Annotated in this window: 9 protein-coding genes and 1 pseudogene; 5 read left to right on the top strand and 5 right to left on the bottom strand. The window is 70.6% G+C overall.

Annotated features, from left to right (window positions below):
* Positions 1-15: 15 nt before the first annotated feature.
* The 3 genes from OHO27_RS20130 to OHO27_RS20120 form a co-directional block, all read right to left on the bottom strand.
* Entirely contained in the window at positions 16-4,944 is a 4,929-nt protein-coding gene (locus OHO27_RS20130) for a DNA repair ATPase (RefSeq protein ID WP_328425866.1), read from the bottom strand.
* A gap of 84 nt (positions 4,945-5,028) precedes the next feature.
* Positions 5,029-7,065, bottom strand: a complete 2,037-nt coding sequence (locus OHO27_RS20125) for a flotillin family protein (protein WP_328425864.1) — start codon at positions 7,063-7,065, stop codon at positions 5,029-5,031.
* A gap of 92 nt (positions 7,066-7,157) precedes the next feature.
* The gene (locus tag OHO27_RS20120; RefSeq protein WP_328425862.1) at positions 7,158-7,589 is read right to left on the bottom strand and encodes a hypothetical protein; all 432 of its coding nucleotides are present in this window, start codon (positions 7,587-7,589) and stop codon (positions 7,158-7,160) included.
* 247 nt (positions 7,590-7,836) lie between these two features.
* Here OHO27_RS20120 and OHO27_RS20115 point away from each other — a divergent pair, with 247 nt between their 5' ends.
* Positions 7,837-8,895 (top strand): PucR family transcriptional regulator, encoded by a 1,059-nt coding sequence (locus tag OHO27_RS20115; RefSeq protein ID WP_328425860.1) that lies wholly within the window; start codon positions 7,837-7,839, stop codon positions 8,893-8,895.
* A gap of 257 nt (positions 8,896-9,152) precedes the next feature.
* Positions 9,153-9,905, top strand: coding sequence for a class I SAM-dependent methyltransferase (locus tag OHO27_RS20110; protein WP_328425858.1), 753 nt, complete (start codon positions 9,153-9,155; stop codon positions 9,903-9,905).
* 316 nt (positions 9,906-10,221) lie between these two features.
* On the opposite strand, the gene OHO27_RS20105 is transcribed toward OHO27_RS20110, so the two are convergent.
* Positions 10,222-11,541, bottom strand: coding sequence for a molybdopterin-dependent oxidoreductase (locus tag OHO27_RS20105; protein ID WP_443059569.1), 1,320 nt, complete (start codon positions 11,539-11,541; stop codon positions 10,222-10,224).
* A 65-nt stretch (positions 11,542-11,606) separates the two neighbouring features.
* On the opposite strand from OHO27_RS20105, the gene OHO27_RS20100 reads away from it, so the two are divergent.
* From OHO27_RS20100 to OHO27_RS20090, 3 genes are read left to right on the top strand one after another with little or no spacing between them, the layout of a single operon-like run.
* On the top strand, positions 11,607-12,938 hold the full coding sequence (locus OHO27_RS20100; protein WP_328425854.1) for a hypothetical protein: 1,332 nt from the start codon (positions 11,607-11,609) through the stop codon (positions 12,936-12,938).
* A gap of 29 nt (positions 12,939-12,967) precedes the next feature.
* Positions 12,968-13,420 carry an SRPBCC family protein gene (locus OHO27_RS20095; RefSeq protein WP_328425852.1) on the top strand — a complete coding sequence of 151 codons (453 nt, stop codon included), beginning with the start codon at positions 12,968-12,970 and terminating at the stop codon, positions 13,418-13,420.
* Between the two features lie 14 nt (positions 13,421-13,434).
* Complete coding sequence (locus tag OHO27_RS20090; RefSeq protein WP_328425850.1) at positions 13,435-13,764, top strand: TfoX/Sxy family protein; 330 nt, start codon at positions 13,435-13,437, stop codon at positions 13,762-13,764.
* A 235-nt stretch (positions 13,765-13,999) separates the two neighbouring features.
* Here the strand turns inward: OHO27_RS20090 and OHO27_RS20085 are convergent.
* Positions 14,000-14,383: pseudogene (locus OHO27_RS20085) on the bottom strand (transposase); the annotation flags it as partial.
* Positions 14,384-14,474: the final 91 nt, after the last annotated feature.

Below are 14,474 nucleotides of genomic sequence, written 5' to 3'. Positions count from 1 at the left end.
CCGAAAGCACGCATGTCAGTGGTCCTCCGCTCCCGGTTGCCGCTCCGCCGCATGGCGGGCCTGGGAGTTCGCCAACAAGTGGCGCGGGTCGGCGGCCCGGTTGATCGCCGTCTCGATCGCGGCGATCCGGTCGGCGAGCAGGCCGAGCGCGGCGACCGCGCGGGGCAGGGGTGCGTCCTCGGGACCACCGAGTGCTTGGGAGCGGACGTAGGCTGCCTTCACTTCTGCCCACCTCGACGCCTGTTGCGCCGTCAGTGTGCCGCGCAGCTCGGCCAGCTTGAGCAGGTTGGCTTCGGCGCCGGTCGTGAGGGTCTGGGCCTCGGCCGTGTAGTGGTCGTCGATCAGCGCGGCGAGTTCGGTGTCGTTCATGACGGGCTGGATGCGCTGGGCGATCTTGTTCATGTTGCGGTAGGAGCCCTGGAGCTGGAAGGGCGGCTCGGTGCGGGTCGTGTCCGACTGGGCCGCCGAGGCGATGTAGGCCGCGTTCACCGCCAGAACCGTCTGCCGGGCGGTGAGCAGATGGCGCAGGACGGCCAGGATCCGCTCCAGCTCGGCGGGGGCGTACGGGTGCGTGAGGCGGTCGGCGCGGGACGACCCGTCACCCTCGGCCAGGCGGATGAGGAGGTCCAGGTCGGCGCGTTCGCGGCCGGCCAGTGGAGCGAGCACCTGGTTCGACGTCAGGGCGTTCTCGATGAAGCTGAGGGCGAAGGCGTCGTCCTTGCCCGTCACGACGTCGCCGAGGTTCCAGACGTCGGCTCGGTTGGCGAGCATGTCGGGCACGCGGAAGCGGCTGCCGGACTCGGTGTAGGGGTTGCCTGCCATGCATACGGCGAACCGCTTACCGCGCAGGTCATAAGTGCGCGGCTCGCCGTCCCGCACACCTTCGACACGGCGTGTGGCGTCGCACAGCGGGATGAACTTCTGCAGCAGCTCCGGGGAGGTGTGCTGGATGTCGTCCAGGTACAGGAGGGTGTTGTTGCCCGCCTCCAGCGCGAAGTTGATCTTCTCGATCTCGTGGCGGGCGGTGGCGTTCGGAGCCTCTGCCGGGTCGAGCGAGGTAACGGTGTGGCCGAGCGCCGGGCCGTTGACCTTCACCAGGATCAGGCCGAGCCGGTCGGCGACGTACTCCATGAGGGTCGTCTTGCCGTAGCCGGGCGGGGAGATGAGCAGGAGCAGACCACCGGTGTCGGTGCGCCTGGTCTCGCCCGTGGTGCCGAGTTGCTTGGCAAGGCTGTCGCCGATGAGGGGGAGATACACCTCGTCGATGAGCTTGCTCCGCACGAAAGCGGACATCACACGCGGCCGGCACTCGTCCAGGCGGATCCGCGTGCGCTCGGCGGTCACCAGGGCCGTCCGGCGGCGCTGGTAGGCACGGTGGGCAGGGACTTCGTGCAGTCGGAAGTGCTGGGTACGGGCGAGGAGTTCGTCGATGCGGACGGTGAGCGTGCGGCCGGTGATGCGCGGGTGCGCGCCGAGCAGGCCCTCGACGGTCGCGGTCAACGCCGCGTCGGACTCGTACCGGACCAGATCCGGGCAGAGCTCGGCCGCCACCGCCTGGGCCAGTTCGCCGGGCGTGATGTCCAAGCCGGTGGAGGAGGCGTACGAGGAGAGCCATGCCTCGACGAGCTGCTTGCGGGTGGTCAGGTCGTCGAGTGCGGTGAGGTCGTCGTCGTAGGCGGACGTGCCCACGGTGCTGCGGAACTTGTCGAGCATCGTGCGGGTGCCGGCGCTGATGACGAAGCCGTCGGGTCCGGTGGTCAGCTCCTCGAACAGGTAGGCGGCGGCGCTGCTCGCGCACTCGCCTCCGATCGCCTCCGCCAGTTCCGCCCGCAGCTCGGCGATGGCGGGGGCGAGGCCGAACGTTTCCCTTGCCCGGGCCAGCGACACCGCACGCCGCGTCCAGCCTGCGCGGGCCTCCGCCGTCGTCGCGTGTTCCCAGAACAGCTGGGCCGCGGCACGGGCGCCGGGCTCGTGGCGGAGCAGACCCGCGGCATCGTGCAGGCGCAGGAGCGCGGTGAGGATCGCGGTCGCGTCGTGGTCGTGGACGCCGCGTTCGTAGCCCTCGTCGTACGCCGTCTCCGCCGCCTGTCGCACGAGGGCGGGCAGGTCGGCCTCCGCGAGGGCCTCGGGGCCGTGTTCGTCCAGCAGTCGGGCGGCGAGGTGCTCCGCGCGGTAGACCTCGGGCGACTCCGAGGGCAGGGGGCGGGCCCAGTACGGGCGGGTGGTGGTGAAGTCGGGGTCGGTGACCGGGGAGCGGTAGTCGGTCCCGGTCACCGCGAAGGCCAGTCCGTCGCCGTGGGGGACGAGGGTGAGATCGAGGGGCTGGGTGTTCACGGCGAAACGGTGGTGGCCCAGGCGAAGGGCTCGGCCGTCGTCGGAGTACAGGTCGGCGCGGTCGCGCAGGCCGCGCAGTGCCTCTTGCCGGGCGGCCTTGAGGCGGCCGTCCAGCTCCTCGGCCCGCACCTGGTCGCCGAGCTCGCGCAGTTCGTCGGCGATGCGGCGGACCTTGACGGGCATCGGATCGGAGGTGAAGTAGGTGGTGACCGCGTCCGCGTCCGTCAGGGCGGCGGCCCGGCGGGCCACGGTGCCGAGGACGCGGGCCGCGGAGTCGGCCAGGCGTTCGGCGTGACGGGCCCGTGTGTCGGCGAGGGTCTGCTTGCGGGCGGAGAACACCTCGTGGACCTCGTCGCGCTGGTCCGCGAGGACGTCGAGGAAGTCGTCGAACTCGGCGAACCGGGATTCGAGGCTCTCCACCTGGACCAGGAGGCGGGCGAGCTGCTCGTCGCACGCGTCGGGGCTGTCGGCCACCGCGAGGGCCCCGACTACGGCTTGGCCCAGCAGCCCGATCTCGGCGGCGAACCCAGCCCGGCTCTCCTGGTCGAGGAGAGAGCGACGACGGGTTTCGAGGATGGCACGAGCCCGGTTGACTCCGCCGAGGACCTCGGCGATGCGCTCCAGTACGGACGTGCGGACCGTGGCCTCACCGATGTCGAGCCCGGCGACCACCTCGGTCACCACACCCATCCCTTGGGCCAGTTCATCGAGACGGGCCACCATCGGCGCGGTGTCGGCGACGGTCGCGATGGCCTCGGCGTCCGCGACGAGCCGCTCGACGTCCGCGTGGTGGCCGGCGAAGGCGTCCTCACGCGCCAGGTGTGCGACGGCCCGCTGCCCGAACGCGGCCAGATCGGCCTCGGAGTCGGAGGCGAGTGCGTCGATGCGGGCGGTGTCCGCGTACCGCATCTCCTTGAGCGTCAGCAGGTGCCCCTGCGCATGGCGGAGCTCGGTCAGCCCGGTCACCCAGGCGGCGGCTGCGCGCGGTGCCTCACCGCGCAGCCGCCGTACGACCGCGGCGATCCGCTCGGCGGCTTCGGCGAGCGCGTCGGCGGCCTGCCGGGTCAGGGCCTGGACGGTCTCGAACTCGGCCAGGACCTGTTCCGCCGTGGCGCGCACCTGTGCCAGCGGGGTGTGGAGGTCGCCGAGTTCGGGGTCGGCCAGCCAGTGGTGAGTGTCCGCCACCCGGACGCAGGCGGCCACCAGCGCCTCGTACACCTCGCTGGTCGGTGTCGTCTCGGCGACGGCACCGGTGATGGACAGGCAGCCGGCGATGCCCCGCACGAGGTCGGCGTTGCCGACGCGGGCCAGCGGGCCGGTGCCGACCGGCTGGGCGGCGGCGTGGGTGTCGGAGACGTACGGGGAGTTCCACAGCTGCGCGGGATGGACCCGCTGTGGCTCGTCACCGTCGGCACGCAGGACCACGAGCGCGCCGTCGTCGAGGAGCGCCCAGCCATGGCAGGACAGCGGGGCGGCCATCTCCTTGCGGATCGTGTTGTACGGCAGGAGCAGGCTGCGGCCCTCGGCGCGCGCGTGGAAGGCGTACAGCACGTCCTCGCCGTTCGGTGAGCGGATCTCCCGCTCGAACTCCAAGTCTGCCGTGTCGAGGTCGTACGTCTTGTGGCTACCGGTGGCCAGGCAGTAGCCGCCGGGAAAGGCGATGCCCTGGTCGTCCGGCAGGCGGCGGCAGGCCCTGCCGATGTCGTCGAGGCGGACGACGGCCCTGGTGAGGGTGTTGAACACCAGGTGGCGGTCGGTGTCCTCCTTGTAGGGGCGCACGCGCAGCAGGATCAGGGCACCTACGCGTGTGTGGGCGATGTCCGCGTCCGCGAGGGCCTGGAGCGGCTCGTCGACCGGCTCGGTGTGGACGCCTTCACCGGTCTCGGTGTCGTCGTCGGTCTTGACGGTGAGGGTGCCGCCGACGGTGGAGACGAACACCTCGCCACCGATGGAGACGTGGGGATGGCGGCCGAGGACGTGGTCGTCGCGGGTGGTCGCCGTCCAGTCGACGTCGTGGGAGGGCGGCAGGATGTGGTCACGATCGCCGCGTGCGTCCAGGAACGTGGCCCGACCGTCGGCGGACAGGGTCCAGCGCAGGACGCGGACGTCGTCCGTCTTCTCGCCGGTCTGGAAGACGGCGAGCACCTTGCCGTCGAGGCCGCGGAGTCGGAGGAGACGGGCCTGGCGGTAGTAGCGGTGCAGGGCCGCGAACTCCCGGACGAAGGCGGGGTCGTCGAGCAGGCCGGGCACGGCATCATCGGGCAGCCGTCGAAGATTGCGGTCGTGCAGGGCCAGGACATCGCCGACACTCGTGTCCGCCTCACGGCTCGGGACGGCGTTGTAGCCGAAGAGCAGTACGTCTCCCACGGCGACGATGTCCCGAGGCGCTACGGCGTGCTCGGTACGCAGTCGCTCGGTACCGGCGAGTTCCAGCCGCATCGAGCCGAACTCCTCGCCGCGGCGGGCGTTGAGTGCCTCGGTGCGGTGGGCGAGTTCGGCGGCCTGCGTGGTGAGGCGGTCGCGCAGTACCTCGTATGCACCGGTGTCCAGCGGGCCGTGCGTGCCGGTGTCCAGTGGCTCGTGCGTGCCGGTGTCCGGGCCGGTCGTCATGGATTCCCTTTCAGGACGTCGGAAGAACACGGTCCGGAGCCGCCGTCCCCTGTGCGGCGGCTCCGGACCTGGGGAGGGAGACGGTCAGGCGTGGACGGCCTTGCCGTTGAGTGCGGTGAGCGGCTTGTCCGCCAGACCCAACTCGCCTGCCTTGTCGAGCAGTTGCTGGAGCCGCCCCGAATCGGCCCCGCCGGTCCTCATCAGCTTCATCAGCAACGTCGATACGGTCAGGTTCTGCACGTCGGCCGTGGAGACCGAGCCGAGGATGCGGCTCAGGTCGTCGGTGAAGCTGGAGGTGCCGTCCAGCCAGGGCCCGGCCAGCGCCTGCGCGGTCTCGGAGTGCTGGATGAAGCCGTCGACGCCCTTACCGAGCGCGATCGAGGACACCAGCCGGTCGAAGAAGACCGACTCGCCGCCGACGATGTTGATGTCGGCGTTCTCCAGCCCGGTGGCGATCACCGTGGCCTGTGCCTCGGCGACCTGGCGCTGTACGTCGAGCCCGGCGAGGCGGATCTCCTTGTCCGCCTGGATGCGCAGCCGGTACTCCTCGTGGCCGCGCGAGGCGTCGTCAAGGGCGGCCATCGCGGCGGCCTTCTGGGTCAGACCCTCCGCCTCGGCCTTGAGCTTCTCGCCGATGGCCGCGGCCTCCGCCAGTGCCTGGACCTGCGCGCCCTCCGCTTCGGCCCGCAGCCGGGCCTCGGTGGCGACGGCCTCCGCACGGCCGACCTTCTCGATGACATCGGCTTCCTTGTCGCGGACCTGGACGGCGGCGAGCCCTTCGGCGGCGGCTTCGGCCTGGACGCCCTCGGCGAGGCGGAGCTTGGCGCGGGCGTCGAGGTCGGCCGTCTTCAACCGGGCCTCGGCCAGGGTGAGTTCCTCGGACGCGTGGTGCGTTGCCACCTGCTCGGCTGCCTCGGCGGCCTTGATGTCCTTGACCAGCTTCTCCTGCGCCTCCGCCTCGGCGGCGATGATCACGGCCTGCCGCTGCCGCTCCGCCTCCTCCACGGCACGCAGCTTCTTGATGGACTCCTCCTGCTCGGCGACCGTACGGTCCACCGCGACCCGCTCCCGGATGACCTCGGCGATCTCCCGCTTCTCCGCCTCGACTTCCTTCTCGGCGGCGATCCGGGTCAGCTGCGTCTCCCGCTCCCTCGCGATGACTTCGAGAAGGCGGTCCTTCTCGATGCGCTCGTTCTCGACGGCAATGACCCGCTCGCGGTTCATCGCGGCGACGGCGACCTCGCGAGCCTGGTTCTCGCGCTGCACGCCGAGCTTCTCCTCCGTGGCCAGGAACGCGCCCTGCGCCCGCAGCCGCTCCTCCTCCATCACCCGCGCCGTCTCGGCCTCCTCCCGGGCCCGTACGGTCGCGATCTCCCGCTTCTGCTTGGTCTCCGCGTCGACCTGCCGGCGCTCCAGCTCCAGGATGGCTTCACGGGCGTCGACGTTCTGCCGCGTGATCTCCTTCTCCTCGGTGCGCTGGGCCTCGTTGGTGCGCACGTGCTCGACGGCCGTCAGCTCCGTGATCTTGCGGATGCCCTGGGCGTCGAGGACGTTGGCCGGGTCGAGCTGGGTCAGCGGCGTCTGCTCCAGGTAGTCGATCGCCGCGTCCTCCAGGTGGTAACCGTTCAGGTCGACGCCGATGACCTCGATGATCCGGTACCGCAGCTCGTCGCGCTTGGTGTACAGGTCGGTGAAGTCCAACTGCTTGCCGACGGTCTTCAGCGCCTCGGAGAACTTCGCGTGGAACAGCTCCTGCAACGTGTCCCGGTCACTCGCCCGCGCGGTCCCGACCGCCTGGGCGACCTTGATGACGTCCTCGACCGTCTTGCTGACCTTCACGAAGAACGTGATCCGGATGTCGGCACGTATGTTGTCCCGGCAGATCAGCCCGTCCTTGCCGGTCCGCGTGATCTCGATGGCCTTCACCGAGATGTCCATGACCTCGGCCTTGTGCAGCACGGGCAGCACGACCTGCCCTGTGAAGGTCACATCGACCTTGCGCAGTTTGGAGACGATCAGCGCCTTGCCCTGCTCCACCTTGCGGAACAGCTGGGAGACGACGAGGACGGCGAGTGCGGTGACGGCGATGAGCACGCCGACGCCCAGAGTGATGGCATTCATGGCATACGTCCTTGAGGCATAAGGAAGGTGATGCGTGAGGAAGGTGGCGCTGGGGGGGGGAGGGCGGGCCCGCGACCCGATGGAGCCGTGTGTCAGGCTGCGCGGTCCGAGTCGTCCCAGTGGTCACGGTCCCGTGTCCGGCCCAGGCCGGGCAGACCGGGTTCATCGGGGAAGAGACGGTGCAGGGGCCGTACCAACAGGCGGGTCATCCGCCACGCGGCGGGCAGTGCCAGGGCCGGCACGACCATGCGCAGCAGTCCGGTGGCGGGTCCCGGCGACGTGAACACGACCAGCACGAGAGTCCCGCCGACGCTCAGGGACCAGGCGAGAACTGTCAGCGAGGAGACGGCGATCGTCACCGGTACGCCGCCCATGCCCCACGCACGAAGGTCAAGGTCCGCGTCGAAGCTGTAGGCGGTGGTGAAGCCGGCGGCAACCAGGAACCAGAAGCACACCATCACGACGAGGGCGGCGGTCAGCAGGATCGTGGGCAGGCCGGTGGCCACTGCCAGAAACGTCCGCATCGTTGGTCCCCCTTTCCGCCCGCAGTGGTGGTCCCGCGTGCTCGGTGGCGCATCGGGCGATCCGGGCTCCGGTGCCGGACACCTGCCGGTGTCCGGCACCGGAATCCCCCGTAGTGCTCCCCCTAGGTCATGGTGCACGGCAGGCACGCGTCAGCGCATTGCCGGTTTCCGGCAGCGTTCACTAGGGTCTACATGCCGGTGAACCGCTAAGAAACCGTCATCGGCGCGTTAAGAACCCGGGGGCGACATGACGGAACGGGACATTCCCGAGCACTATGTGGAGGGCTGTGCCCAGATTCTGGCCGAGGTCTCGGCCACGGGGCGGCGCCTCACTAGGGAGGAAGTCACTTCCCGCCAGGAGCTCGGTGAGCTGGCCGCGGACGCCGGTCACGGACTGCGCGCCCTCGTCAGCGCCCATCTGACCGCCGCCCGCGCGGCATGGCCGACCGCTCCCGGCACGGCCGACAGCGCCTTGGCCGCCCTGCACCACGTCATAGACGCCTTCTCCGAGGGCTACGAACGCGCCCAACGCCACGCCGTGCGCCAAGAGGAGGCCGCTCGCCGGGAGTTCATCGACGACCTCCTCTACGGACGCAGCGACCTGGGCCGTCTCGCCGAACGCGCCGAACGCTTCGGCCTGCGCCTCTCACACGCCCACGCCGTGGCCGTCGCCCAGGGTCCCACCGCCTACGACGAAGGCGACAAGGTTCCCCAACAGGTGGAACGCGCGCTCATCTCCCGCTTCGGCGACCGCAGCATCCTGCTCACCACCAAGGACGGCCGCATGCTGTGCATCGCCCCCGGCCACCAGGACGAGGTCCTCGCGTATTTCGCCAAGCAGGCCCACGCGGCCACGGAAGGCGGCCAGGTCGCCATCGGCCGCGCACAGCCCGGCGCCGGCGGAGTCGTCCACTCGTACGAAGAGGCGCTCAACGCCTTGGAACTGGCCGAACGTCTGGAGCTGGAGGACCCGGTCCTGCGCGCTGCCGACCTGCTCGTGTACCCCGTCCTGACCCGTGACCGGCAAGCCATGGCCGACCTCGTGCTGAACAGCCTCGGCCCGCTCACCGCGGCTCGCGGTGGCGCGGGGCCTCTCCTCGGCACCCTCACCGCCTACTTCGATTCGGGCTGCGTGGCCGCCGAGGCCGCCCGCCGCCTCTCGCTCAGCGTGCGGGCCCTGACCTATCGGCTGGAGCGCATCCACAAGCTCACCGGCGCCAACCCCGCCGATCCGGCTCACCGTTACATACTCCAGACCGCGGTGATCGGTGCCCGGCTGCTGGACTGGCCGAACGAGGAACTCTGACACCGGCCACGGATGCCTGCGGCAGGCGACAGAAGGTGTACGAGAACTCGGCAGCAGCGGGGACCAGGCGGCGGCCTCGTATCGGGCCCGCTTCCGGGGCCGCCTCCATCGGTTTCCGGCGCTCCGACGTCCGCGTTTCACAAGCAGCACAGACCGATTTGCCTGGCTTCCCTTCGTAGAGTGAGAGCCGTGACCACCGATCCGGATCACGGGAAGTTCGCGGCCCGGCCGGCCCGGTACCGGCCGGCGAGGCGCCGATGAACACGACGCCCGCGGCCTGGGCCGCCGCCGACCCCTACGCCACCGCCCTGCGCGCGGGCCGTGGCCCGCTGTTCCTGCGTCGCACCGACGGCTGGCTGCTGCCCCTCGACGTCGAACGCTGGTGCGCGCACGCCGACCCGGTCGATCTGGACGTTCTGGACAGGTGTGAGGGCGCCGTGCTGGACGTCGGCTGCGGCCCCGGGCGCCTGGTCGCGGAACTCGCCGCCCGTGGCCGGCCCGTCCTCGGCATCGACGTCAGCGAGGCCGCCGTCCACAGCGCCGTGCGGCTGGGGGGCGAGGCACTGCGGCGCTCCGTCTTCGACCCCCTGCCCGGCGAGGGTCGCTGGGACACCGTCCTGCTCATGGACGGCAGCATCGGCATCGACGGCGATCCGCGTGCTCTGCTGGACCGGGTGGCCGGGCTCCTTTCCCCGGGCGGCCTGTTGATCGCCGAGACGGCAGCAGTGGACGTCGACGAGCGCGTCGAGGTCCAGGTCGTCGACGTCGTCGACTGTCCCACGTCCGACGGCAGGTTCCTCTGGGCGCGGCTCGGCACCCCGGCCCTGCTGCGGCACGCCCGCCGCAGACGGTGGAGTGCCGTCGGTCACTGGACGGCCGGCGGCCGCTGCTTCGTCGCCCTGCGCAGCCGCAGCGCCAGCAGCAGCGCCGAGCCGGCGAAGAGCACGGCGGTGATCAGCAGCCATCGAGCGAGGAAGCCTTCCGAGGACAGTCCGGTGCCCAGCTGGTAGCGCCGCTCCACCTTCCCGCTGATCAGCGGGAACCACACGAGCAGGAGCAGACCGGACAGCGCTGACGGGACACGGACGTAGTTCACCCACTCCCGGTGGCCTGCCGCGTCGAGCCCTCGTACGACGGAGCGGTCCGCCACCGCGTACAGCGGCAGCAGGACGAGATCGTGCAGCAGCGCCGCGCCCACGAACCACACCGCCACCGCAAACCAGTCGCCGGCGAGGAGGCGAACGCCTGCATAGCCGGCGAGGGCGAACGAGGCCGCGAGCAGCAGAATTTGGAAGGGACTACCTACAGGGATCCGCGGTCGGCGCATCAGAGTTCTCCGAACGTCATGCGGGCCACCCACTTGGTGTTCAGCACGCCGGGCGCCGCGGGCACGATGACCCGCGCCGGGAAGCCATGGTCGGGGGACAGGTCCTCGCCGTTGACGTACAGGGCGAGCAGGGAGCGCGGGTCGGCGACCTGGTTGGCCCGCAGGGCGGCACGGCGGAAGGCTCCGCGCCGCTGCAGGGACTCGACGAGCACGTCCGGTGAATCGTCGTCATACCCGACGAGCGCGGCGAGGTCGCTCAGCCGCACCCCGCGCCACCACTGGTCGGACGTAGACCAGCCCTCGACACAGGCGATGGGCAACGCCGCGCTGTGCAGGGTAAGCCGGGCCAGCTGGGCACGGCTCAGGCGGACGGTGCCGGTGCGTCCGGTCACGACGAGTCGCCAGGCGCCGTCGGCCGTCTCCGACGCGTCGATCCCGGCGTACCGGGCTGTCTTGTTGATCTGGAAGCCGTTCGGGCCGCTGCCGGGTTCGGCTCCACCGCGCGGGGCCAGCAGGGCGGTGCGCCGCGGCAACCCGTCGAAGCTCTGCCCGACGGTCGTCGCAAACAGCAGCAGCGAGCCACCCCCGACGAACCACAGGGCACCGCGCCGCGACACGGTCGGCGGATCCGGGCGCGGGGAGACCAGATCGGACGGGGCCGCATTCAGCGGGGCCGGGTTCGACGTGGCCGGTTCGGACGGTTCCTCGTCCCCGAGCTGGCGTAGGTTCCCCACCGCCGCAGGAATCTTCAGTACGGCGTGGGCGACGAACGCGGCGATGAAGACCCACGCCCCGTAGAAGTGCAGGGTGTAGAAGGACCCCGGAAAGATGTAGTCCAGCTGGATGTTGAGCACGCCCGTCACGAACTCGAACAGCGCGCCGCCGACCAGGAGCAGCAGGGAGATCCGCTCGAGGGCGTGCGCGAGTGAGCGGGCCGGCGGCAGCGCGAACAGCCTCGGGATCACCGACCACAGCTTGGCCAGCAGCACGGGGATCAGCGTGATGCCGAGGGTGACATGGACGCCCTGGTTGAGCCGGTACAGCCAGTGCGGGTCGGTGGGCCAAGGGAAGAGGTAGAAGCCCAGGATCCCCTTGTCCGGGGTCTGGTCGTTGACCCGTGCAAGGTTCGGGTTGTAGGCGGCGTAGGACACCAGCCCGGTCACGAACAGCACCGTGATCCCGCCGAGCAGCACCACACCGAGCACGGACGTCAGCCACGGACCGCGCAGGGGACTGCGCCAGAAGCCCGGCGAGGAAGGAGACCGTGTCATGGCTCGACCGTAGGTCCGAGACACCCCCGAAGCGGGCCCGCGACCCATGCCGAAACGCTGACATGCGGCCCGGACGGCCGTATCTTCCGCGCCGCCCGGCCTAGCGTACGGAGGTGACCCGCCCCCTCCTCCGCGATCTGTACGCCGCCCTGGCCGCCGCGCTCCTCGTTACGGCGGCCGTCCTGGTCGGACGGCACATCCAGCACTCCCGCCACACTCTGTTCGTCAAGTGGCCACCGGTACTCGCCACTTGGGACCCACACGTCGGTCCCGGCACCCCCGCGGCCCTGGTCGTGGCGGCAGCCGGTGTCGTCTACGGTCCCGTCCTCGCCGCCCGGCTGCCCTGGCAGGCCCTGCTCGCGACGGCCTGGGCGTCGGCAACAGCCTGGATCGCCTCCCTTGCCCTGATCGACGGCTGGCAGCGTGGCATCGCGGGCCGTCTGACCGCCCGCCACGAATACCTCCAGGTCATCGACCGCTTCGACGACATCCCGGCCACCCTTCGGGACTTCACCCACCACATCCTCGTGGAATCACCGGACAACTGGCCCGCCCATGTCGCCGGGCACCCTCCGGCGGCGCCGCTCACCTTCGTCCTCCTCGACCGGGTGGGCCTGCGGGGCGGAGGGTGGGCCGGGGTGTGGTGCATCGCCGTCGGCGCGACAGCATGTGTGGCCGCGCTGGTCGCGGTACGGGCGCTGGCCGGAGAGAGCCTCGCGCGACGAGCGGCACCCTTCCTGGTCCTGGCCCCGGCCGCGGTGTGGATGGGAGCCTCGGCCGACGCGTACTTCGCGGCGGTCGCGGCGTGGGCCGTGGCGCTGCTGGCGCTCGCGATCAGGGGACGGTCATTGTGGTGGGCAGCAGCATCTGGACTGCTGTTCGGGCTCACCTGCTACCTCTCGTACGGCCTCACACTCGTCGCGCTGATCGGCGCGGCGGTATTGCTGCTGGGTCGACGGAGTGTGCGGGAACGGCCCGTGCTGCTCGCGGCGTTGGTCGCCGGTCTGGCCGTGGTGCCCATGGCCTTCACCCTCGCCGGATTCGACTGGTGGGAGGCGTACCACCTCCTGGTCCCGCGCTACTACCAGGGTGTGGGCGGCATCCGCCCCTACGGCTACTGGGTGTGGGCGAACCTCGCCTGCACGGTCCTGATCACGGGCCTGGCGACGGCAGCAGGGCTGCGACGGACGGGTGCCGTGCTGGTTCGGCGGCGCACCGAACCTCCCGGCCATGTCGCCCTCGCCGTTCTCGTGTCCGCCGCTCTCCTGGCCCTCCTGGTCGCCGACCTGTCCGGCATGAGCAAGGCCGAGACGGAACGCATCTGGCTCCCGTTCGCGGTGTGGCTGCTGCCGGCCTGCGCGTTCCTCACCCGACCCCGCGCCTGGCTCACCGCCCAGGCCGTACTCGCCCTCCTCCTCAACCATCTGCTGCTCACCGGATGGTGACGCCGGGCGGGAGCGAGGAAGGTGGAGACATGACGATCGACGTGACGGCCGAGCGGGTCGTCCCGCTGCCGCGCGAGCAGGTGGCCGCGTACGCCATGGACTGGCGGCACGACGCCGAGTGGACCCAAGGGATCCGTACGGCCGAGCTGACTCGGGAGGCGGACAGCGGGGGTTTCGGCGCCGGGGCCGAGGTCACGCGGACGGCGCACTTCCTGGGCCGCCGTATCGACTACGTGCTGCGGGTCGCCGCGTACGACCCGCCGGGGCTGCTCGACATGGTCTCGGTGGCGGGCCCGATGCCGATGCACGTCACGTACACCTTCGAGCCCCACCCTGACGGCACCCTTGCCCGCATCCGTGTCCGCGGCGGAGGAGGTGGCTTCTACCGGCTCGCCGCCCCGCTGCTCGCACGCCAGGTGCGGGGCAACCTCGCCAAGGACCTTCGGGATCTGGAAGCACGCCTCGTGGAGCATGGAACCTAGAACAGGGGTGTGACGTGGCGTACGACGAAGGACTCGCCGAGCGGATCCGGGAACGGCTGGGCGCGGACCCGGAGATCAGCGAGAAACGCATGTTCGGCGGGCTCGCCTTCCTGCACCGCGGCAACATGGCAGTCGGCGTCACCGGCGGCGACCTCATGGTCAGAGTCGGCCCGGATGCGACGGATGCAGCGCTGGCACGGCCAGGCGCGCGGATCTTCGACATGACCGGCCGCCCGATGCGCGGCTGGGTCGTGGTGGACGGCACCGCGGTCGTGGAGAAGGAGGCGCTCGGCGCCTGGGTCGACGAGGGACGCGCCTTCGCGGCGAGCCTGCCGCCCAAGTGAAGCCGGGGCGTGGCACGTACGACGAGTGAGGACAGCACCGCTCAAGGCGACGATGCCCATCTAGGCCGTTTCGTTTGGATCTAGACTTTGCAGCTCTCTGCCGTCACCGGGGCTGATGGCGGTCGACAGCCTGGGTCATGGTCGACAGCCTGGGTCATGGAGGGGAAGGGCCGATGAACACCGTGCCTTGGGTGCACGTCGTTCCGGAGTATGGCGCTCTGCCTGTCGACCTGCTTCATCTCGCGGACCAGAGAAAGATGCCCGCGACGTGGAGTCCGGCCAGGTAGATGGTCACGGTCTTCTCATAGCGCGTGGCGATGCCGCGCCACTGCTTCAGCCGGTTGATACACCGCTCGACCGTATTGCGCTGCTTGTATCCCTCACGGTCGAAGGCGGGTGGCCGACCGCCGAGCCTGCCATGACGCAGTCGGTGGCCCCGCTGGTCCGCCGGAACTGGGATCACCGCCCGGATGCCACGCTTGCTCAGGTGGTCACGAATGGCGCGTGAGGAGTACGTCTGATCGTCCAGGACCACATCCGGCCGAGTGCGAGGTCGTCCGCGCCGGCGCGGGACACACAGGCGGCCCATCACGTCCGCGAAAGCGGGTGACTGCCGGATCCCGACGTACGAAAGCCCACCGGCATCTGGGTCAAGTCCAGCACAGCCATCGGCGTTCGCCCTCGGGCTGCGCATGCCCTTCGACGGCTGC

Source organism: Streptomyces sp. NBC_00443 (assembly GCF_036014175.1).
In the GTDB taxonomy this organism is placed as follows: Bacteria; Actinomycetota; Actinomycetes; order Streptomycetales; family Streptomycetaceae; genus Streptomyces.
The sequence above is the reverse complement of the archived record's forward strand: the minus strand, read 5'-3'. Positions and strand labels throughout refer to the sequence as shown.

What these genes read in the sequence shown, in the direction of transcription:
- OHO27_RS20130 (WP_328425866.1), bottom strand. Translation starts at nt 4,944, where the DNA reads ATGACGACCGGCCCGGACACCGGCACGCACGAGCCACTGGACACCGGC.
- OHO27_RS20125 (WP_328425864.1), bottom strand. Translation starts at nt 7,065, where the DNA reads ATGAATGCCATCACTCTGGGCGTCGGCGTGCTCATCGCCGTCACCGCA.
- OHO27_RS20120 (WP_328425862.1), bottom strand. Translation starts at nt 7,589, where the DNA reads ATGCGGACGTTTCTGGCAGTGGCCACCGGCCTGCCCACGATCCTGCTG.
- OHO27_RS20115 (WP_328425860.1), top strand. Translation starts at nt 7,837, where the DNA reads ATGACGGAACGGGACATTCCCGAGCACTATGTGGAGGGCTGTGCCCAG.
- OHO27_RS20110 (WP_328425858.1), top strand. Translation starts at nt 9,153, where the DNA reads ATGAACACGACGCCCGCGGCCTGGGCCGCCGCCGACCCCTACGCCACC.
- OHO27_RS20105 (WP_443059569.1), bottom strand. Translation starts at nt 11,541, where the DNA reads ATGGGTCGCGGGCCCGCTTCGGGGGTGTCTCGGACCTACGGTCGAGCC.
- OHO27_RS20095 (WP_328425852.1), top strand. Translation starts at nt 12,968, where the DNA reads ATGACGATCGACGTGACGGCCGAGCGGGTCGTCCCGCTGCCGCGCGAG.